This window comes from Microbacterium mangrovi, from assembly GCF_000802305.1.
GTDB lineage: Bacteria > Actinomycetota > Actinomycetes > Actinomycetales > Microbacteriaceae > Microbacterium > Microbacterium mangrovi.
Genome location: NZ_JTDK01000014.1, coordinates 33,635 through 52,683 on the forward strand (window position 1 = coordinate 33,635; position 19,049 = coordinate 52,683).

The 19,049-nt window shown below is 67.3% G+C and carries 17 protein-coding genes and 3 tRNA genes; 12 read left to right on the top strand and 8 right to left on the bottom strand.

The genetic code is table 11. From position 1 onward, the window contains the following. The first annotated feature begins 249 nt into the window (after nt 1-249). Nucleotides 250-1,368 (top strand): hypothetical protein, encoded by a 1,119-nt coding sequence (locus LK09_RS14390; RefSeq protein ID WP_156138831.1) that lies wholly within the window; start codon nt 250-252, stop codon nt 1,366-1,368. Next, nucleotides 1,365-2,444, top strand: a complete 1,080-nt coding sequence (locus LK09_RS21550) for a hypothetical protein (protein ID WP_156138832.1) — start codon at nt 1,365-1,367, stop codon at nt 2,442-2,444. Before LK09_RS14390 ends, LK09_RS21550 begins: the two co-directional genes overlap by 4 nt. Here LK09_RS21550 and LK09_RS14395 read toward each other — a convergent pair. The 6 genes from LK09_RS14395 to LK09_RS14420 all read right to left on the bottom strand — a co-directional run bounded on the left by LK09_RS14395 (nt 2,431) and on the right by LK09_RS14420 (nt 6,052). Further along, nucleotides 2,431-3,303 carry a DNA adenine methylase gene (locus LK09_RS14395; protein WP_039401208.1) on the bottom strand — a complete coding sequence of 291 codons (873 nt, stop codon included), beginning with the start codon at nt 3,301-3,303 and terminating at the stop codon, nt 2,431-2,433. The two genes, LK09_RS21550 and LK09_RS14395, sit on opposite strands and share 14 nt — an antisense overlap. A 194-nt stretch (nt 3,304-3,497) precedes the next feature. Beyond that, nucleotides 3,498-4,106, bottom strand: a complete 609-nt coding sequence (locus LK09_RS14400) for a hypothetical protein (RefSeq protein ID WP_156138834.1) — start codon at nt 4,104-4,106, stop codon at nt 3,498-3,500. An 847-nt stretch (nt 4,107-4,953) separates the two neighbouring features. Then, on the bottom strand, nt 4,954-5,361 hold the full coding sequence (locus tag LK09_RS14405) for a hypothetical protein (RefSeq protein ID WP_156138836.1): 408 nt from the start codon (nt 5,359-5,361) through the stop codon (nt 4,954-4,956). A gap of 377 nt (nt 5,362-5,738) precedes the next feature. Next, nucleotides 5,739-5,811 (bottom strand) — tRNA-Phe (locus LK09_RS14410). 65 nt (nt 5,812-5,876) lie between these two features. Further along, nucleotides 5,877-5,950 (bottom strand) — tRNA-Asp (locus LK09_RS14415). Nucleotides 5,951-5,979: 29 nt separating this feature from the next. Further along, a tRNA-Glu gene (locus tag LK09_RS14420) sits at nt 5,980-6,052 on the bottom strand. A 258-nt stretch (nt 6,053-6,310) separates the two neighbouring features. On the opposite strand from LK09_RS14420, the gene LK09_RS14425 reads away from it, so the two are divergent. Continuing rightward, entirely contained in the window at nt 6,311-7,720 is a 1,410-nt protein-coding gene (locus LK09_RS14425; protein WP_039400887.1) for a peptidoglycan DD-metalloendopeptidase family protein, read from the top strand. 57 nt (nt 7,721-7,777) lie between these two features. Here LK09_RS14425 and LK09_RS14430 read toward each other — a convergent pair whose 3' ends face one another. Next, nucleotides 7,778-8,263, bottom strand: coding sequence for an inorganic diphosphatase (locus LK09_RS14430; RefSeq protein WP_039400890.1), 486 nt, complete (start codon nt 8,261-8,263; stop codon nt 7,778-7,780). Between the two features lie 73 nt (nt 8,264-8,336). Next, entirely contained in the window at nt 8,337-11,030 is a 2,694-nt protein-coding gene (locus tag LK09_RS14435; protein WP_052226809.1) for an aminotransferase class I/II-fold pyridoxal phosphate-dependent enzyme, read from the bottom strand. A gap of 176 nt (nt 11,031-11,206) precedes the next feature. On the opposite strand from LK09_RS14435, the gene tilS reads away from it, so the two are divergent. The 9 genes from tilS (at nt 11,207) to LK09_RS14485 (ending at nt 18,935) form a co-directional block, all read left to right on the top strand. Continuing rightward, nucleotides 11,207-12,220: a tRNA lysidine(34) synthetase TilS gene (gene tilS, locus LK09_RS14440; RefSeq protein ID WP_039400893.1), complete on the top strand. Its 1,014-nt coding sequence runs from the start codon at nt 11,207-11,209 to the stop codon at nt 12,218-12,220. Between the two features lie 44 nt (nt 12,221-12,264). Next, nucleotides 12,265-13,170, top strand: coding sequence for a VOC family protein (locus LK09_RS14445; RefSeq protein WP_039400895.1), 906 nt, complete (start codon nt 12,265-12,267; stop codon nt 13,168-13,170). Nucleotides 13,171-13,207: 37 nt separating this feature from the next. Further along, on the top strand, nt 13,208-13,759 hold the full coding sequence (gene hpt / locus LK09_RS14450) for a hypoxanthine phosphoribosyltransferase (protein ID WP_039400897.1): 552 nt from the start codon (nt 13,208-13,210) through the stop codon (nt 13,757-13,759). A 148-nt stretch (nt 13,760-13,907) separates the two neighbouring features. Continuing rightward, a complete protein-coding gene (gene ftsH / locus LK09_RS14455) occupies nt 13,908-15,905 on the top strand; it encodes an ATP-dependent zinc metalloprotease FtsH (RefSeq protein ID WP_039400900.1) in 1,998 nt (665 codons plus the stop codon). 11 nt (nt 15,906-15,916) lie between these two features. Then, entirely contained in the window at nt 15,917-16,504 is a 588-nt protein-coding gene (gene folE, locus LK09_RS14460) for a GTP cyclohydrolase I (protein WP_039400902.1), read from the top strand. A gap of 247 nt (nt 16,505-16,751) precedes the next feature. After that, nucleotides 16,752-17,576 carry a dihydropteroate synthase gene (gene folP, locus LK09_RS14470; RefSeq protein WP_039400909.1) on the top strand — a complete coding sequence of 275 codons (825 nt, stop codon included), beginning with the start codon at nt 16,752-16,754 and terminating at the stop codon, nt 17,574-17,576. After that, nucleotides 17,573-17,944, top strand: coding sequence for a dihydroneopterin aldolase (gene folB, locus LK09_RS14475; RefSeq protein ID WP_039400912.1), 372 nt, complete (start codon nt 17,573-17,575; stop codon nt 17,942-17,944). Before folP ends, folB begins: the two co-directional genes overlap by 4 nt. Next, a complete protein-coding gene (gene folK / locus LK09_RS14480; protein WP_039400915.1) occupies nt 17,941-18,459 on the top strand; it encodes a 2-amino-4-hydroxy-6-hydroxymethyldihydropteridine diphosphokinase in 519 nt (172 codons plus the stop codon). The genes folB and folK overlap by 4 nt, the downstream gene beginning before the upstream one ends. Then, the gene (locus LK09_RS14485) at nt 18,456-18,935 is read left to right on the top strand and encodes a DUF3180 domain-containing protein (protein WP_039400917.1); all 480 of its coding nucleotides are present in this window, start codon (nt 18,456-18,458) and stop codon (nt 18,933-18,935) included. The genes folK and LK09_RS14485 overlap by 4 nt, the downstream gene beginning before the upstream one ends. The last annotated feature ends 114 nt before the right edge of the window (nt 18,936-19,049 follow it).

Below are 19,049 nucleotides of genomic sequence, written 5' to 3' on the forward strand. Positions count from 1 at the left end.
CCGACGGGCGTCGATCCCGTGAACTCACGATTTTCAGTTCGATGACACGGGCTGTTGGGTGCCGGTTGGTGCTCGTTACCCGCGGGAATCCGCGGAAGTCGCGCTCGGTGGTTGCGGTTGGCGGTGGGTGACGTCAGCGGAGCCACCGGCACGGAACCGGCACAACTTATTCACAGGCTTGGATGAGGGCGCACGGCGAGTGTCAAGTACGAGAGGATGGAACGCGCACACGGATGAAGAGGAGTCCCGATGAGCATGGCAGATAACGCCACACCCGCCGTGGGGGAGGCTGTAGAGCCGATCTCGGACGCTCAACCGGTTAACGTTGAAGACCTCTGCCTGGACCGAAACAATCCTAGGCACCCTGAGCAACCTTTTGACTCGGAAGAGGAGGCGCTCGAGTTCCTAGTCGATGAGGCCGACGCGAACGAGCTAGTTCAAGCGATCGGCAACACAGGGTGGCTCAACTACGAGCCCCTGGTCGTGCTTCGAGACGGGAACGTGGTTCTCGAGGGTAACCGCCGCCTCGCCGCCCTGCGTATCCTTCGAGACCCCGCCTTGCAGCGTGAATATGGGATCACACCCCCGAGCCCGCTGCATCCGAACGCGCTCCCCGACGAGGTGCTAGCGATCAAGGTGAGTAGCCCATCGCAGGCGCGCGACTTCATCGGATTCAAACATGTGAATGGCCCACATAAGTGGGATTCACTCGCGAAGGCAAAGTTTGCATGGGATTGGGTGCGAGATCCGTCAGGGATTTCGCTTGACGCGGTCGCGAAGCGTCTAGGTGACAGTCACAATACGGTTGCCCGACTTGTGAATGCGTACATCGTTCTTCGACAGGCTCAGCGACTCGGGTTTGATATCGCCGAACGCACGAAATCAAACTTCTCGTTCTCACATCTCTATACCGCCCTTCCGCGGCCCAACGTCCGTGCATACCTCGGACTAGACGATGCGGTTACTGAACTACTGCCCGATGACCCCGTACCCGCAGGGCGTCATGAGTCCTTGTTGACTTTCATGACCTTGCTCTACGGGCAGGGTGCGCACAAGACCGTAATTCAGAGCCAGAACCCAAACCTCAACCAGCTGGTGGATGTTCTCGGGAATCAGACGGCGACCGCAATGCTGGTCTCGGATCGGGATCTCAAAGTTGCCTACGAGCAAGTAGAGGATCGTAGCCGGCGTTTCGCCGAGCGCCTGTTCGCCCTTAACAAGGCTGCCCGAGCGGCGAGTGAAGCGGCAGGTGACTACGCGTATGACCCTGATCTCCATGAGATGGCCCTCAGCGTGCAGAAGACCGTGCGGGGGATCATTACAGCGATGACGGCAGAGAAAGATACGGCGGAAGAAGCAGCCGAGTGACCAACGCCATCTCCCCGGTCGATCGGAGGGCGACGCGATCGCATGCGGCCGACTGGATTGAATTGAAGGTCCTCGAGTCCGAGATTGGAAGTTTTCGGTCGTCACAGTACGTCTCGGCGCTGAGTTGGGACTCCGGTAGCGACGACGACGACGATGGATTTGATGATGATCGTGAAGTCGCTGAGTTCGGGGGTGACCCTGAAATCATGGACGGCGAGTTCGATGATCTTCTCGAACGTGCAACGGACGAGATCCGTTGGCGACAGGAAGTCCTCGGCGACCTCTACCCATTTGAATTGTCACTATCTCGCAGGGGGTGGGTTCTCAGGCTTCGCCAGGAGCTGAGGAACCGTTCGGAAATACGGCTGGCTAGGACGGTCTATGTTGCCTGTCTGTTGCTGTCCGCTGCCAGGCATGATCGGATCCCCGGAGTTGACCGAGCGCTCTTTGCGGTAAAACCAGTTGCGGACGCATTTCAGCGGATTGTCTTTCTCATCTCGCCAGCACTGCTGGGTGGCCCGTCGTTCTGGATTGCCTTCCCTCGACCCGAGGGCGACGACTACGGGCCGGCTCTTCAACGTTTAACCTCAGTGCTCGGGAGCGGGCTCCTTCGTAGTCGCAAGCCGCCCTCGCAGACGAGCAACAAGGATGGTGGCGTTGATGTCATCACTTGGCGGCCGTTCGCGGACGGTCGCTCGAACGTCCTCGTCTCCTACGGCCAGGTTGCTAGTGGCAAGAGATGGCGAGACAAGTCGGTCAAGAACAAGTTGAAGAGTCATTTCCTCAAATGGTTTGAGGAGCATCCATCAGGACACTACATTCCGGCTATGTATATTCCACACCTCATGCACGAAGACCTTCGAGTTGGAAAGAAGGGCACTTGGGATGAGCTGCTCCAGGACGATGCTCACACCCTGGAAATGCTCCTAGGTGTGGTCATAGATCGCATTCGGATGACACTTTTTGTTCCGGATGTACTACGCCTCAGAGGCGAGTGGGATCCTGCCGTCGCGTTGGAATTGCGCGAGATTACCAAATGGGTCAGCAGGGCAAGGCGTGCACTCAGAGGCTCTTAGCGATCATTGAATCGCGCATGCGATCGGAGAGGACCATCAATTCGGTCGCGACTCCCATATTGCGCGCAGAATAGATCAGGCTAAACGTTTCCTGGTAGCGCTCGTCATATAGATCACGGATCAACTGAGTGTCATCATAAGTAAGCACCCAGTTTGCAGAAGAGTTCCGGTTCAAGCACATGGCCAGGAATGTGTGATCGGCTTCCGTGAACGAGTTCAGGTACAGGCTGCCACCCATCTGCACGTATGGGGGATCGACGTAGAGAAACACCTCGGGGAGTGATGCGTACTCTTCGATCACGGCTCTTCCATCGCGAGACGAAACTGTGATCCTTTCGCGGAGTTTAGAGATGCTATCGATACGGGACGTGAGCTTTTCTCGATTGAAGCGAGCATCGATTTTGTAGCGACCAGATTGTTGCTGCCCGCCGATCACTCCGGCGTTCAGCACGCCAGATCGATTGGTGCGATTGAGATAGAAGAACGCGAATCCGAGTTCGAAGGAGTATCCCCCAGCGGCCCTACCTGAGGCATAGGTCTGCTTCTGTGCACGCCACTCATTTAGTGTGAGGGGCACAGCTTGTAGCGTGGCGGTGAAGCGAGGGCCTTCATCAACGACGGCGCGCCAGAACGAATAGACGGCGGGATCGAGGTCATTGATGACGACACGCTCGACGCGGTCCTGGAGCAGCAGGGTGATGGCTGCGCCAGCTCCACCTGCAAAAGGCTCGACATAAGTCACTCCCTCGATCTCCGCCTTCGCGATGGCTTCCCCAAGGAAGGCAGACAGGGACGACTTGCCGCCTGGGTAGCGCAGGGGACTGTCGTACTGCGGGCGAGTCGTCTTTACGTCGAGCACGTAGCTGCTTTCTCTAGCGAGGTCAAGATTGAGGTTAGCGTGGACCTGCGACACGGGACGTCAAGGGCTCCGGTGATGTCCAGACGCCGAGGAGCGCGCGGACCGGAGCGGAGCGAGGACCGCACGCACCGCAGGTGGCCGGACATCGCGCGGACGGAGTCCGCGGCTTGAACGAGTAAAGAAAGGTCTCACAGCTACGAGCGCCGGGTCTCGACGGAGTCGTCCACAGTTCCGGGGAGGCGCATGCCTTCGAAACCGGTTTTGGTCGGTGCCGCGCCGCCCTTCTCGACCACGACGCGCTGGATCGCGCTGATGGGCTCGTCGATCCGCGTCCAGGGAACGAATCGCGGGTCCCGTTGTGCGGAGGTCATGGCCTCATCGAGCGCCGCTGAGATGCCCCACAAGTCATCGAAGCCGAGGGCTCGGATCCCGTTTCTGATCGCATCGAGGTCTGGGTCATCGGAGAGCAGAGCTTCGATCGCCGCGACCGTCTTGGGTGTGTAGCGCTTGGCGAACGACTGCGTGATCGCTCCCTGCATCGCGGCGAGTTCGCCGATGGGCGGCTTGGGCTGGTGGAACTTGTGCGTATACGCGTTGAAGACACTGCGGTAGTCGCGAGTGGCGCGATCCGCTGCTTCAGATGCCGCGGACATGCGCCGAAACGCTTCGTCGTGATTCTGGGGAGCGTCTCCGGCGATGGGGGTTGTATCCATCGCGCCCACCGCCTCCGCTGCGCGCTCTTGCAAGCGCTGCAGCACGCTGCGCACGGGCTCAGCAACAACGCCCCATGTTGTGGTGCTCATGCTCCCACCTCCAGCTAGATAGCTTACGGCCCACACCTATAGCTGCGCGATGGAGCTGTTGGCATAAGTGATGAGAAAAAGGTTGGCAGGGTAAGGAGAAAGCGTCACACTAATGAGTGAGAACAAAGCTCACCGACTGAGAGGAACTAGTCATGGCACTGCAGTCAGGAGTCCCGGTCAGCTTCGAGGCCTACTTCCCTCGTGGGGCGTTCATGGTCGGCGAGGTCGAGCCGGTCGTGAAATGGTCCGATGACGGAGAGCGGCAGGGGCAGGATCTCGACAGGAACACCGGCGGGCCGCTGTGGCAGGTGCGCATCATCGATGCCAGAACGAGGTCACGGGCAAGATCGCGAGCATCAGCGAACCGACGGCGCCGCCGGAGGCCAATGGCCTGCCGTTCCGGCCAGTCGTCTTCGACGGACTGTCCGTCACTCCCTACGTGAAAGAGACGGGTGGTCGTCCGCGGGTCGCGTTTTCCCTCCGCGCTCAGAAGATGAAGCCTCGCGGAGGTGATGATGGCCCGGTCGTGGGCGCTCGAGCGCGCCTACTGGGCGGGGGGAACTGCCACGGCTGTGGCGTCGCGGATGGTGGGTCGTTCTGGTCCTGCTCTACTCGTGCCCGGCAAGACCTGCCTCGCAGCGGAGGAACGCGGTCATACACGCTGTGACCTTTACCGCCGACGACGGGAAGCAAGCACTCGGAACGGTTGACCATTCTTCCCCGGGCCGTTTTCTCGCATCAGACGTCCGAAACGTAACTCGAGCAGTGATTGAGGCGTCCATGACACTGCCTGCTTGACCATCCCGATGCGCGCATCGACCCCGCTGGGCGCACCGTGTGGGAGCGTCTACGTCTCAGCGATCTCTACCTCTTCGGGGAAGACCTTCGTGACGATCTGCTGGTTGCCCCACGAGCCCATTGGCACGATGAACAGGACATCGGCCTGGCCCGTCCAATCGCGCTCGCTCTGGACGACGGTGCCGACCGACCCCGCTGGCACTTTCGGTCGCTCCCACCCGCCGATCGTCTGGACCGCGACCACGCGCGTGCCCTTGAAGAGCTGTGGTGCGACCGGAGCGATTTCACCTCGGTTCTCGGCTCGACGCCTGCGCAACGCGCGCACGAGGTAGAAGATGCCGATGGCGAGGCCTCCGACGCCAGACGCGGTGCCACTGAGTCCGTACGCCCACCCCCAATCCGCCCACCACCACAGACAGAGGGCGAGCAGCGCGGCAGAGAGACCGATCATCAGCACGCACATCCGGACGCTCGGCGCCCGCCACTTCACCGTGTCCGCGAGATCACCGCGCTGCGCTGTCACCGTGGCCTGGGAGGGCGACGCCAACGACGGAATTCGAAACCATGCCCAGAGAGTACGGCCGGTGGATGACGTGCTACAAGCGGGCGGCTCCCGGCACAGAACCGGCACACGCTCCGCGGGAGATGCGTTTCGTCTCGCTTCGCTCGGTCAACGACCGGCGGCTTCGCGGAAGATGCGTTTCGTCTCGCTTCGCTCGCTCAACGACCGGAACGCGACTCGGGGCAGAAAACGTCCCTCACCGGGGAAAGCAAAACCCCCGCCATGTAGAAGCTAGGCGAGGGTTTCTGGGGTGATTGTAACGATCACCCTTGTGGCTCCGACGGGCGTCGATCCCGTGACCTCACGATTTTCAGTCGTGCGCTCTACCAACTGAGCTACAGAGCCGTGCAACAACCATGAACTGTCGCACCTAAACGAAGGGCCCTTCGAAAAGGGCCCGTCGCTCAGAGCGACCCTGACGGGACTTGAACCCGCGACCTCCGCCGTGACAGGGCGGCACGCTAACCAACTGCGCTACAGGGCCATGAAGATATTCAATTATGTCGGAAGGTGTGACCCCAACGGGATTCGAACCCGTGCTACCGCCGTGAAAGGGCGGCGTCCTAGGCCGCTAAACGATGGGGCCGGGTCTGAGAACCTCGCCTCCCTTTCGGGTTTCGCTGCTCTCGCCTGCCGACGCTCAAGCATACGAGACAACGTGCCGATTTGTGAAATCGAGGGCGTCACGACTCCCAAAACCGCGGAAAAAGGCGGATGATGGGGGGTGTCGCGTGCCTCTGGGGAGGACACGCATCCGTTACCCGTTGCGGATGTGACACATGTTGTTACTGTGGATGTTGTTGTGTCACGCCGCAGCCCGGGCGGCATGACGGGAGGAGTCCCGGTGCTGGACGAACAACACCTGAACACGACTGACTGCGATTGCGCCCCCACCCCTGAGGAGCGCAAAAGGCTCTGGCCCGCGGTCACCAGACGCAGCGCTCTGACGCTCGGTGCGGCCGGAGTCGTCGCACTCGGCGTGACTGCCGCTCCGCATCTCCCGCCCGCCTTCGCCACCGACTATCCGTCCTGGGGCGATGTGCAGCGGGCGCTGAACAACCAGAAGGCCAAGGCCGGCGAGGTCTCGCGCATCCAGAGCCTCATCGCGGGGCTCAAGGCGGATGTCGCCGCCAAGCAGGCTGCGGCGACCCAGGCATCCGACGAGTACTACGCGGCCCAGCAGGCGTTCTTCGACGCCGCGCAGCGCGCCGCCGACCTGCAGGCGCAGGCCGATGCTCAGGCCGTGCAGGCCAAGGATGCCGCCTCCAAGGCGGGCAAGGTCGCCGCCGAGCTCTACCGCAACGGCGGGGGCGACAGCGCTGCCCTCCAGCTGTTCCTGTCGGGGTCGGCGTCGAACGCCGACGACCTGCTGGCCAGGCTCGGCACGATGGACGATCTGCTCTCGTCGAATCGGGCGGTGTACGACGCGGCCGTCGTCGCTCGTGACAGCGCGCAGAACCTCACCAACCAGGCCAAGGTCGCCCGCAACGAGCGTGATCGGCTGCAGGTCGAGGCGCAGAAGAAGATGAAGGCCGCACAGGCTGCGTCGGATGCCGCGCAGGTCGCTCTCGACAACCAGAACGCCCACCTCGGCGACCTGCAGGCCCAACTCGCCGCGCTGCAGAGCACGACCGCGAAGACGATCACGCAGTACAAGGCCGGCGTCATCGCCGCGGCGAAGGCGCGGGCGGCTGCGGAGGCACGTGCCCGGGCGGCGGCCGAAGCCGCGGCGCGGGCGGCGGCTGCCAACCAGGGCGGCGGCGGAGGCGGCGGAAACGACGGCGGAGGCGGCGGCTGGGGCAACGGCTCGACCGGCGTCGGGGGCCACGTGCTCTCGAACGGCTGGTGTCGTCCGTCCAACGGCGTGCAGACCTCCGGCTACGGCCCCCGCACCGCGGTGTGCAACGGGTCGTACTGCTCCAGCAGCTTCCACTACGGGGTCGACCTGGCGTCGTACTGCGGCTCGGCGATCTTCGCCGCGCACAGCGGCACGGTCGTCTATGCCGGCTACAACGGCGGCTACGGCAACTACATCCACATCGACAACGGCGACCAGTACGGCACCGGCTACGGGCACATCCGTCAGGGCGGCATCTTCGTGCGCGTCGGGCAGCATGTCAAAGCCGGTCAGCTGATCGCCGCCGAGGGCAACACGGGCCATTCGTTCGGCTGCCACCTGCACTTCGAGACGTACGTCAACAACTACCCGGTCAACCCGGCGACGTTCATGGCGGCGCGCGGCATCAGCGTCTGAGCCGCACAGACACGAAGAGGGGGATGCCGGTGTCGGCATCCCCCTCTTCGTGGCGGCTCAGTGCTGTTCGAAACGTGCGAACGCCTCGCCGACCAGGCGCTCCGCCTCGGCGGCGTTCGCCCACTCGTCGACCTTGACCCACTTGTTGGGCTCGAGGTCCTTGTAGTGCTCGAAGAAGTGCGAGATCTCCTTCTTGGTGTACTCCGGGATGTCGTCGACGTCCTGGATGTGCGCCCAGCGCGGGTCCTTCGCGAGGACCGCCACGACCTTGTCGTCGCCGCCGGCCTCGTCGCTCATCTTCAGCACGGCGACCGGGCGCACCTCGGCGTGGACGCCGGGGAACAGCTGGTGGTCCAGCAGCACGAGCACGTCGAGCGGGTCGCCGTCCTCGCCGAGGGTCTTGTCGAAGAAGCCGTAGTCGGCGGGGTAGCCGAAGACGGTGTAGAGGATGCGGTCGAGGTGGACGTGGCCGGTCTCGTGGTCGACCTCGTACTTCACGCGGCTGCCGCGGGGGATCTCGATGACGGCGTCGTACGCGCCCATGCTCATGCTCCTTCTGAACGGGAAGATTTCGGCGACCAGCCTAGTCGCGCGGCGTGTGGCGGCGAGAAGGCGGTCACTTCATGACGCGGTAGCCGCGGGCTTCGTCGTAGCCGTGGATCTCGCGGGTGTCCAGCGCCGCCATGAACTCGACGACCTCGGGCGAGATCACCTGTCCGGGCACGAGCACCGGGAATCCGGGCGGGTATGGGGTGACGAACCCGGCCGAGACCGGGGCTTCGCCGCGCGCGAGGCGGGCCCGGAGTTCTGTGGGGGAGACGTGTTCGACCCGGCCCCGCTGCTGGCCGTCGAAGAACGCGGCGCGCATGTCGCCGTCCGGCATCCCGGCCCCGGCCGCGTAGTCGGGCGCGAACTCGCTGAAGTCCGGCAGGGTCGGGAGGGCTCCGGCATCCACCACGGGCACGTCTTCGTCGCGTTCGGCGCGCTCGCGTTCGAACCGGGCGGCGAGCTTGACGAGCACCTCGATGAGGTACGCGATCGCGCTGCGGGACGTGCCGATGTTCGTCATGAACAGCACCGTGTTGCGGCTGGTCTTGTTGACCTGGATGCCGTACCGGTCCATCAGGTACTCGTGCTTGAACGTGTCGCCGTCGACGCCGGTGCGGGTGATCTCGATCGTGATCCGGCTGGGGTCGACGACGAGCTCATCGGTCGCCCACGCCTTCCACATGCTCGACAGTCCGTCGCGCAGCGGCATCGGGCGGGAGGTCTCGCGGTACTGGGCGGGGATGAGGTCGTGCGCGGTGAGCACCCGGAAGTTGCGGCGCAGCAGAGGATGCCGGGCCACCGCCTGCGCCAGGTTCGTGGCCAGATCGAGCTGCCGCTGCACCAGGTCGAAGCCCTCGAGTTCGACCTGTCGGCGGCCGAGGTCGAGGGAGGCGAGGATCTGGTAGTTCGGCGATGTGGACGTGTGCGTCATGTACGCCTCGTGGAAGGGCTCCTCGGCGTCGCGGTGCCAGTCCTGGTCGTGCACGTGGATCATGGACCCCTGCCGCAGCGCGGTCAGCGTCTTGTGCGTCGACTGGGTCGCGTACACCCGCACCCGGGCGTCCGGGGCGGGCACGAGCCGCTCGGTCAGCCACACCTCGTCCGGGGCGCGGTCGCCGGTGACCGGATCGGTCAGCCGGGCCTGCTGCTCCCGGTACTCGGCCGCGTGCGACGGGGTGCGCAGACGCTCCTCCAGCCGGCGCGCCGCCGCCATCGCCGTGCGGCGGCGCGTGACCGGGTGGAACGATGCGAACGCGAACCAGGCCTCGTCCCACAGGAAGATGAGGTCGGGTTTGATCGCCAGGCACTCCGCCATCACCCGGTACGGGTCGTACACGATCCCGTCGAACGTGCAGTTCGTCAGGGTGATCATGCGCACCTCGTCCAGGCGCCCCTGCGCCCGGTAGTCGAGCAGCACCTGCTTGACGCGCGCCAGCGGCACCGCGCCGTAGAACGCGTAGTCGTTGAGCGGGTAGGCGTCGAGATAGGCGGGGCGGGCGCCGGTGAGCATCATCGCGTGGTGATGCGACTTGTGGCAGTTGCGGTCGACGAGCACCACGTCCCCCGGCGAGGTGACGGCCTGGTGCACCACCTTGTTCGCGGTGGAGGTGCCGTTGGTCACGAAGAAGGTCTGCCGCGCCCCGAAGGCCCGTGCGGCCAGCGACTGGGCCTTCTTCAGCGTCGCCACCGGCGACAGCAGCGAATCCAGCCCGCCCGAGGTCGCACTGGTCTCGGCCAGCAGCAGGTTCAGGCCGTAGAAGTCGGCGAGGTCGCTGATCCACTTCGACGTCACCACCGAACCGCCGCGCGCCACCGGGAGCGCGTGGAACACCCCCACCGGGCGCCGGGCGTGGTCGCGCAGGGCGTCGAAGAACGGGGTGTCGTACAGGTGCGACGTGCGGCGCAGCAGCGACAGATGCAGCTCCAGCTGGTCCTCCCGGCGGAACACCCGACGGAAACGGCGCGACAGGGTCCCCGCGAGGTCCTCGATGTGCGCCCCCGCCATGAGGTACACGTCCAGCTCCGGACGCAGCGCAGTGAGAGTGTCGGCCAGGTGCACGACGCGGCGGACGCTGGCCGGGATGCTGCGGGGCACCGACGTGGTGTTTCCGCCCTGCTCGTGTGCCAGCGCGATCGTCTCCGTCAGGTCCCGCGACAGGGGCTGCTTCGTCCGGTCCGAGAATCCCGGCCGGACCACGCAGGCGAGGATGTTCGGGTTCGTCAGCACCGCCGCGATGGCGTCGTCGGCGGAGGGCACCACGACGTACTCGTAGATGAACGCATCGTCGGCGGATCGCATCCGCAGCAGCTCCGCCCGCAGCTGGTCCCGGTCGGCCGGCGTGGTCTCGTCGATCAGCAGCACCTCGAAGCGCGGCCGCGGATCGACGTCGTTCGCACGCTCGGCGCGCTCCGCGTCATCCGTCGGGTCGTCCCGGCGATCGTCCGGCACGGACGAGCGCCGCAGCCGGTACACGACCCGCCCGATCAGGTCCAGGGCCTGCTCGATCTCGCCGTCGAGCAGCAGCTCGTGGACGAGTCGCACGTACCGCTGCCCGAACCCCGCCCAGTACAGCTCCAGGGTCTCCAGGGCGCCGAGAGACCGGAAGATCTCCTCGTCCGCGGTGATGTCGCCGCCGCCCGCGGCGATGCCCTTGATCGCGAAGCGCAGGTACTCCCACGCATCGCTGCGCAGCCTCCACGTGCTCGCGGGCATCCCCGGCACACCGGGCGGCAACAGGCGATGGGACACGGCAGACGACATCGGCTCGCACCTCTTCCATGGGGTCGGTAGACCCAATAGTGCACCCCGTCCGGCAATCGGATGGAACCGCATTTCGGGATTGTGTCTGAGGTCCCAGACAGTCGTCACACGGCCCGGCGCCGTCCGCGTCGCACCCGGGTCAGCCACCGCATCCCGCGACGCCGTACCGTGGAGGGATGCCGCAGCCCGTCGTCCGCCCGCCGCTGGACCCCGCCGTCGCGCGCACGCGGCTCGTCGTCCGCGAAGCGCTGGCATCCCTCCCCGCACCCGGCACCGTGATCGTGGCCCTCTCCGGCGGGGCGGACTCGCTCGCGCTCGCCGCGGCCGTTGCGTTCGAGGCGCCCAAGCTGGGACTGCGGGCGGCATCCGTCACCGTCGACCACGGCCTGCAGGCGGGATCGGATGCCGTGGCCGCCCGCGCCGCCGAGGTCGCCGCGGGGCTGGGCCTTGATGCCCGGGTCGTGTCCGTGCAGGTCGTGGCGAACGGGACGGGCACCGAAGCCGCGGCCCGCGACGCCCGCTACCGGGCACTGTTCGACGCCGCGCGGGATGCCGGGGCATCCGCCGTGCTCACCGCGCACACCCTCGACGACCAGGCCGAGACCGTGCTGCTCGGCCTCGCCCGCGGCGCCGGCGCGACGAGCCTCAGCGGGATGCCGCCGGTCTCCGAGCAGGACGACATCCTGCTGCTGCGCCCGTTCCTGGGCGTGCGGCGCACCGGGACCGAGGCCGCCTGTGCCGCCCAGGGACTCGAGCCCTGGCACGACCCGCACAACGACGACCCCCGCTTCGCCCGGGTGCGGGTGCGCCGCACGGTGCTCCCGGTGATCGAGTCCGAGCTCGGGCCGGGCATCGCCGACGCCCTCGCGCGCACGGCCGAGCAGCTGCAGGAGGATGCCGCGGCCTTCGCCGAGATGATCGAGGAGACGATCGAGGACATCGTCGAGCACGCCGAGGCCGGCATCGCGGTGTCGGCATCCGCCCTGGCCGCCAACCCCGCGGCCCTGCGCCACCGCATCATCCGGCACGTCGTCGCGTCCGAGTTCCACGTGAGCCTGACCCGCGGGCAGACCCTCGAGGTGGCCCGGCTGGTGACCGACTGGGCCGGCCAGGGACCGATCGACCTGCCCGGATGCCGCGCGCGGCGCGCCGGGGCGCTCGTCGTCTTCGAGGCATCCGGAACCCCTTGACCCGATCCCGCGACGGGGTGAGGCTGGGGGAGGACGGAGGCATCATGACTCGGATCATCCCCAGCATCTGGTGCAATGACACCGCCGACGACATGGCCGCGCTGTACACGGACTCGTTTCCGGATGCGCGCGTCGTCGACAGCTCGCGCTACCCGACGGAGGGGCTGCTCGACTTCCAGCAGCCGTTCGCCGGGAAGACCCTCACGATCGACCTCGAGATCGGCGGCACCCGGATCAATCTGATCAACGGCGGTCCGGGGGTGGATCCGAACCCGTCGATCTCGTTCGTGCTGAACTTCCAGCCGGCGAGCGACCCGCAGGCGCGGGAGCACCTCGATGCCCTGTGGGCGCTCCTCAGCGACGGCGGCACGGTGCTGATGCCCCTCGACGAGTACCCGTACAGCGCGCGCTACGGCTGGCTGCAGGATCGCTTCGGCGTCTCGTGGCAGTTCATGCTGACCAGGCCGGATGCCGACGCGCGGCCGTTCGTGGTTCCGTCGCTGATGTTCTCGGACGAGAACGCCCGGCTCGCCGAGCCGGCGCTGCAGACCTACGTCGCCCTCTTCCCGGACAGCCATCGCGGCACGACCGCGCGGTACCCCGAGGATGCCGAAGAGGGCGTCGCGGGCTCGCTCATGTACGCCGACGCGCTCGTGGCGGGGACGTGGCTCGCCGCGATGGATGCCCCGACCCCGCAGGGCCGCACGTTCGACATCGCCGTCTCGCTGATCGCGACCTGCGCGGACCAGGACGAGATCGACCGCCTGTGGAGCGTGCTGTCGCGGTACCCGGACGCCGAGCAGTGCGGCTGGTGCCGGGACGCCTTCGGAGTCAGCTGGCAGATCGTCCCCGAGAACATGGATGCGCTGCTGAAGCACCCCGGGGCGTTCGACGCGCTCATGCAGATGGGGCGGATCATCATCGCGGACCTCGTCACGCCGGACGCGTAGCCGCGGATCCTCAGCCGCGCCCGGTTAGAATCGCCGCATGCGCGCGGCCGATATCGCAGACCAGCTCAGCACCGTCCTCGTCACCGAGGAGCAGATCCACGCCAAGCTCGACGAGATCGCAGCGCGAGTGGCGGCCGACTACGCCGGCAAGGACCTCCTGCTCATCGGCGTGCTCAAGGGCGCGGTCATGGTGATGGCCGACTTCTCGCGCGCGCTGCCCGAGACGGTCCCGATGGACTGGATGGCGGTGTCGTCGTACGGCGCGGCCACGAAGTCGAGCGGCGTCGTGCAGATCCGCAAGGACCTCGACACCGACCTGCACGGCAAGCACGTGCTCATCGTCGAGGACATCATCGACTCCGGCCTCACCCTCAGCTGGCTGCTGGAGAACTTCGCCTCGCGCGGCGCCGAATCGATCGAGGTGTTCGCGCTGCTGCGCAAGCCGGATGCCGCGAAGGTGCACGTCGACTGCAAGTACATCGGGTTCGACATCCCGAACGAGTTCGTCGTCGGCTACGGCCTGGACTACGCGGAGGGCTACCGGAACCTCCGCGACGTCGCGGTGCTGGCGCCGCACGTCTACAGCTGAGACGGCGGGTCGAAGGGCGTTTCCCATGGGGGCTCCTTGTACGCCGTGGGCGAATGCCCAGTCTCCGCATAGTGGTGCCGCGATACCCTGAATTCACTGTCCGTAATGTCGGAAGTGCAAGGAAAGGGCTCGGGGGCGTCCCCGCACCATGGATTTCAAGAAGATCTCCCGCAACCCACTGATCTACGTGGCGCTGATCGTGGCGCTGCTGATCGTGGGGTTCTCGCTCATGTCGAGCCTCGGCGGCGCGAAGCAGATCACCACCGAACAAGGAATGACGCTGCTCAAGGGCGACACCGTCACCAAGGTGGTCAACACGGACGGCGAACAGCGCGTCGACCTCACGCTCTCCGCACCGTTCCAAGGCTCCGACCAGGTGCAGTTCTACTACACCCAGGCGCGCGCCGACCAGGTGATGCAGGCGGTCGACGCCGCCGACCCGAAGGACGGCTACAACGACGTCGTTCCCAAGACCAGCTGGTTCAGCGGCTTCCTGTCGATCGCCATCCCGATGGTGCTGCTCGGCCTGCTGTTCTGGTTCCTGCTCTCCTCGGCGCAGGGCGGCGGCAGCAAGGTGATGCAGTTCGGCAAGTCGCGCGCGAAACTCGTGACCAAGGAGATGCCTCAGGTCACGTTCGGCGACGTCGCCGGCTCCGACGAGGCCATCGAGGAGCTCGAGGAGATCAAGGACTTCCTCAAGGACCCCGCCAAGTTCCAGGCCGTGGGCGCCCGCATCCCCAAGGGCGTGCTGCTGTACGGCCCTCCCGGAACCGGCAAGACGCTGCTTGCGCGCGCCGTCGCCGGTGAGGCGGGCGTGCCGTTCTACTCGATCTCGGGTTCCGACTTCGTCGAGATGTTCGTCGGCGTCGGCGCGAGCCGTGTGCGCGACCTGTTCAACCAGGCCAAGGAGTCCGCTCCGGCCATCATCTTCATCGACGAGATCGACGCCGTCGGTCGCCACCGTGGCGCGGGCCTCGGCGGCGGGCACGACGAGCGCGAGCAGACCCTGAACCAGATGCTGGTCGAGATGGACGGCTTCGACCCGAAGGCGAACGTCATCGTCATCGCAGCCACCAACCGCCCCGACATCCTCGACCCGGCGCTGCTGCGCCCGGGCCGCTTCGACCGGCAGATCGGCGTGGACGCGCCCGACCTCAAGGGTCGCGTGCACATCCTCGAGGTGCACGGCCGCGGCAAGCCGCTCGCCGACTCGGTCGACCTCGAGGTCGTCGCGCGCAAGACGCCGGGCTTCACCGGCGCCGACCTGGCCAACGTCCTCAACGAGGCCGCCCTGCTGACCGCGCGCTCCAACGCGCAGCTCATCGACAACCGCGCCCTCGACGAGGCCATCGACCGCGTCATCGCCGGTCCGCAGCGTCGCACCCGTGTCATGAAAGACAAGGAGAAGCTCATCACCGCGTACCACGAGGGCGGCCACGCCCTCGCCGCGGCGGCGATGAACTACAGCGACCCGGTCACCAAGATCACGATCCTGCCGCGCGGCCGCGCCCTCGGCTACACGATGGTGATGCCGCTGGACGACAAGTACTCGGTCACCCGCAACGAGCTGCAGGACCAGCTCGCCTGGGCCATGGGCGGCCGCGTCGCCGAGGAGATCGTGTTCCACGATCCGACCTCGGGTGCGTCGAACGACATCGAGAAGGCCACCGGCATCGCGCGCAAGATGGTCACCGAGTACGGCATGACCAGCGCCATCGGCCCGGTCAAGCTCGGTTCGGCATCCGGCGAGGTCTTCATGGGCCGCGACATGGGTCACGGCCGCGAGTACTCCGAGACGATGGCCGAGCGCGTCGACACCCAGGTGCGCGACCTGCTCGAGCAGGCGCACAACGAGGCGTACGAGGTGCTCAACGCGAACCGCGACATCCTCGACAAGCTCGCCCTCGAGCTCCTCGAGAAGGAGACGCTCGACCACAACGAGATCGCCGAGATCTTCAAAGACGTCAAGAAGCTGCCCGAACGCCCGCAGTGGCTCTCCAGCTCCGAGCGTCCGGTCTCGCCGGTTCCGCCGGTCGAGGTGCCGCGCCGGCCCGTGCCGACCGGCATCGCCGCCTCCGAGGCCGCGCCCACGCACGAGGCGCCGCGCCACCGCCCGCACGGGCAGGCGCGTCCCGCCACCGCCTGACGGCCGGCATCGTGGCCGTGGACCGCGACCGCATCCGCGTGCTGGTGCGGGAGCTGCTGATCGCGATCGGCGAAGACCCGGATCGTCCGGGTCTTCGCCAGACGCCCACGCGGGTGGCCGATGCGTACGGCGAGTTCTTCGCCGGCGTCGGCGAGGATGCCGCAGAGCCGCTGTCGCGCACCATCTCGGTGACGCACGGCCCGGCGCCCGACACCCTGCCCTCGGGGGCGGTCATGCTGCGCGACATCCGGTTCCGTTCGGTGTGCGAGCATCACCTCCTGCCGTTCGCCGGGCACGCGCACATCGCGTACCTGCCGGGGGAGCAGGTCGTCGGGCTCGGTGCGCTGCCGCGCGTCGTCGAGATCCTCGCGAACCGGCCGCAGGTGCAGGAGCGTCTCGGCGAGCAGATCGCCGACACGATCGCCGGCGCGCTCGACACGCGGGGCGTGCTGGTGGTGCTGGATGCCACGCACGAGTGCGTCACGATGCGCGGCGGACGCCAGGTGGATGCCTCGACGGTGACGATCGCCGCCCGCGGGGAGCTCGCCGAGCCGTTCGCCCGCGCGGAGCTGATCGCCCTCATGGGCTCGTCCCGATGATCGCGCCCCGCACCCCCCGGTCGCCCCGGTCGCTGAGCGAGGACGCGCGCAGCGCGACCGAGACGAAGCGCGGTTCGCATCCCCGGTCGCTGAGCGAGGACGCGCGCAGCGCGACCGAGACGAAGCGCGGTGCGCATCCCCGGTCGCTGAGCAAGGACGCGCGCAGCGCGACCGAGACGAAACGCGGTGCCCCTCGGTCGTTGAGCGAGGACGCGCGTAGCGCGACCGAGACGAAACGCGGTGCGCGATGAAGATCATGGGCATCGTCAACGTGACGCCCGACTCGTTCTCGGACGGCGGGCGCTACTTCGACCCGGCCGCCGCCGTACGGCACGGACACAGGCTGATCGCCGACGGCGCCGGCATCCTCGACGTCGGCGGCGAGTCCACCCGGCCCGGCGCCGACCGGGTCGGTCCCGCCGAGGAGCAGCGCCGGGTGATTCCGGTGATCGAGGAGCTCGCGGCATCCGGCGCGCTCGTGAGCATCGACACGATGCACGCGGAGACGGCCGCGGCGGCGGTCGCGGCCGGGGCGCGGATCGTGAACGACGTCTCCGGCGGCCTCGCCGACCCCGGGATGCTGGCCGCGGTCGCGGCATCCGGAGCGGACTACGCGATCGGGCACTGGCGCGGGCACTCGGCCGACATGTACGCGCACGCCGACTACGACGACCCGGCCACCGAGGTCGCGGTCGAGCTCGGCGAGCGGATGCGGGCCGCGGAGGATGCCGGCATCCCGGCGTCGCGCATCATCCTCGATCCCGGCATCGGGTTCGGCAAGCGGGGCGACGCGAACTGGGCGGTGCTGCGCGGGCTCGGGCAGCTCGAGCGACTCGGTGCGCGGGTGCTCGTCGGCACGAGCCGCAAGCGGTTCCTCGCCGAGACGCTGGAGCCGGGCGGCGACCCCGTCGACGAGCGGCGGCGCGACCTCGCCACCGCGGTCACGAGCGTGCTGGCCGCGCAGACGGGGGCGTGGGCGGTGCGCGTGCACGACGTGGCGGCGACCCGGGATGCGCTGCGCATCGCCCGGGCATGGGACGATCGACGGGGAACATCTCAGGAGGCGCAGTGACCACCCAGCTCGACCGGATCCAGGTCACGGGGATCCGTGCGTTCGGCTATCACGGCGTCTTCGCCGAGGAGCGTCGCGACGGGCAGGAGTTCCGCGCCGACGTCACGCTGTGGCTCGACACGCGTCCGGCCGCGGCATCCGACGACGTCGCCGACACCGTGCACTACGGCGAGGTGTCCGAGGCGGTCGCCGCCGTGCTCGGCGGTGAGCCGGTCGACCTCGTCGAGACGCTGAGTCAGCGCGTCGCGGACGCGGTGCTCGCCTTCGACGGCGTGCAGCGCGTCACGGTGACCGTGCACAAGCCGGATGCCCCCATCACGGTGCCGTTCGACGACGTCACCATCACGATCACGCGGGACCGGGCGTGAACCGGCGTCTCGCGCAGGGCTTTACACCGGCCGGTGTCTGGTCGGACGCCGTGGTCGCGATCGGCGCGAACCTCGGTGCGCGGGCCGAGACCATCGACGCGGCGATCGACGAGCTGCGGCAGCTGCCGCTGGTGGCAGCCGTCCGCGCCGCGCCGGTGATCGAGTCGGTCGCGGTCAAGCCGGACGGACCCGACGAGGATGCCCCCACCTACCTGAACACGGTCGCGCTGCTGCGCACGCGGATGGCGCCGTCGGTGCTGCTCTCGCACCTGCACCGCATCGAGGCGGAGCATGGCCGGGTGCGGGCCGAGCGCTGGGGCGACCGCACCCTGGACCTCGACCTCATCGCGTACGGCGACGTGCGCTCGACCGATCCGCGGCTGACACTGCCGCATCCGCGCGCGGCGGAGCGGTCCTTCGTGCTCGACCCGTGGCTCGCCGTCGACGCGGACGCGGTGCTTCCCGGTCACGGGGCCGTGGCCGAGCTTTCGGCGGCTCTGGGAGCGACGTCGTGAAGCGCACGGGTCCCGGCGTCCTCCTCGTCGCCGCGGTGATCGGACTCGTCGTCGGCTTCGGCGTCGACCAGCTTCTGGTGGCATCCGGCCGTCCCACGTTCACGCCGATGATCACCCTGCCGGTGGTGCTGGTGGGCCTCGGGGTGATCGTGGTGGCACTCGCGATCCCGATCTACCGGGCATCGCGCGGCCACACCAAGGCGCCCATCAACCCCTTCCGGGCGGTGCGCATCGCGATGCTCGCGAAGGCGTCGAGCATCGTCGGAGCGGCTCTCGGGGGTGCCGGCGTCGGGATGCTGCTGTACGTGCTGTCGCGGCCCACCGAGCACGACCCGTCCGTCGTGGGGATGCTGATCGCCACCGCCGTGTGCGGCGCGGTGCTCATCGTCGCCGGGCTCGTCGCCGAGCATCTGTGTACGATCCGCAAGGACGACGACGACCCGGAAGGGTCTGCCCCCGATGGAGGATCCGCGTGACCGACCCGGCCCCTGAGCAGCCCGTTCCCGCGACTGAGGCACCAGCGCAGCCGACGCCGCGGGTCCCGTCCGCGCCGGGCGCCGTGCCCGGGGCGGTCCCGGACCCGGCTCCCG

What these genes read in the sequence shown, in the direction of transcription:
- LK09_RS14390 (WP_156138831.1), top strand. Translation starts at nt 250, where the DNA reads ATGAGCATGGCAGATAACGCCACACCCGCCGTGGGGGAGGCTGTAGAG.
- LK09_RS14400 (WP_156138834.1), bottom strand. Translation starts at nt 4,106, where the DNA reads ATGAGCACCACAACATGGGGCGTTGTTGCTGAGCCCGTGCGCAGCGTG.
- LK09_RS14430 (WP_039400890.1), bottom strand. Translation starts at nt 8,263, where the DNA reads ATGGGCGCGTACGACGCCGTCATCGAGATCCCCCGCGGCAGCCGCGTG.
- LK09_RS14435 (WP_052226809.1), bottom strand. Translation starts at nt 11,030, where the DNA reads ATGTCGTCTGCCGTGTCCCATCGCCTGTTGCCGCCCGGTGTGCCGGGG.
- tilS (WP_039400893.1), top strand. Translation starts at nt 11,207, where the DNA reads ATGCCGCAGCCCGTCGTCCGCCCGCCGCTGGACCCCGCCGTCGCGCGC.
- LK09_RS14445 (WP_039400895.1), top strand. Translation starts at nt 12,265, where the DNA reads ATGACTCGGATCATCCCCAGCATCTGGTGCAATGACACCGCCGACGAC.
- hpt (WP_039400897.1), top strand. Translation starts at nt 13,208, where the DNA reads ATGCGCGCGGCCGATATCGCAGACCAGCTCAGCACCGTCCTCGTCACC.
- ftsH (WP_039400900.1), top strand. Translation starts at nt 13,908, where the DNA reads ATGGATTTCAAGAAGATCTCCCGCAACCCACTGATCTACGTGGCGCTG.
- folP (WP_039400909.1), top strand. Translation starts at nt 16,752, where the DNA reads ATGAAGATCATGGGCATCGTCAACGTGACGCCCGACTCGTTCTCGGAC.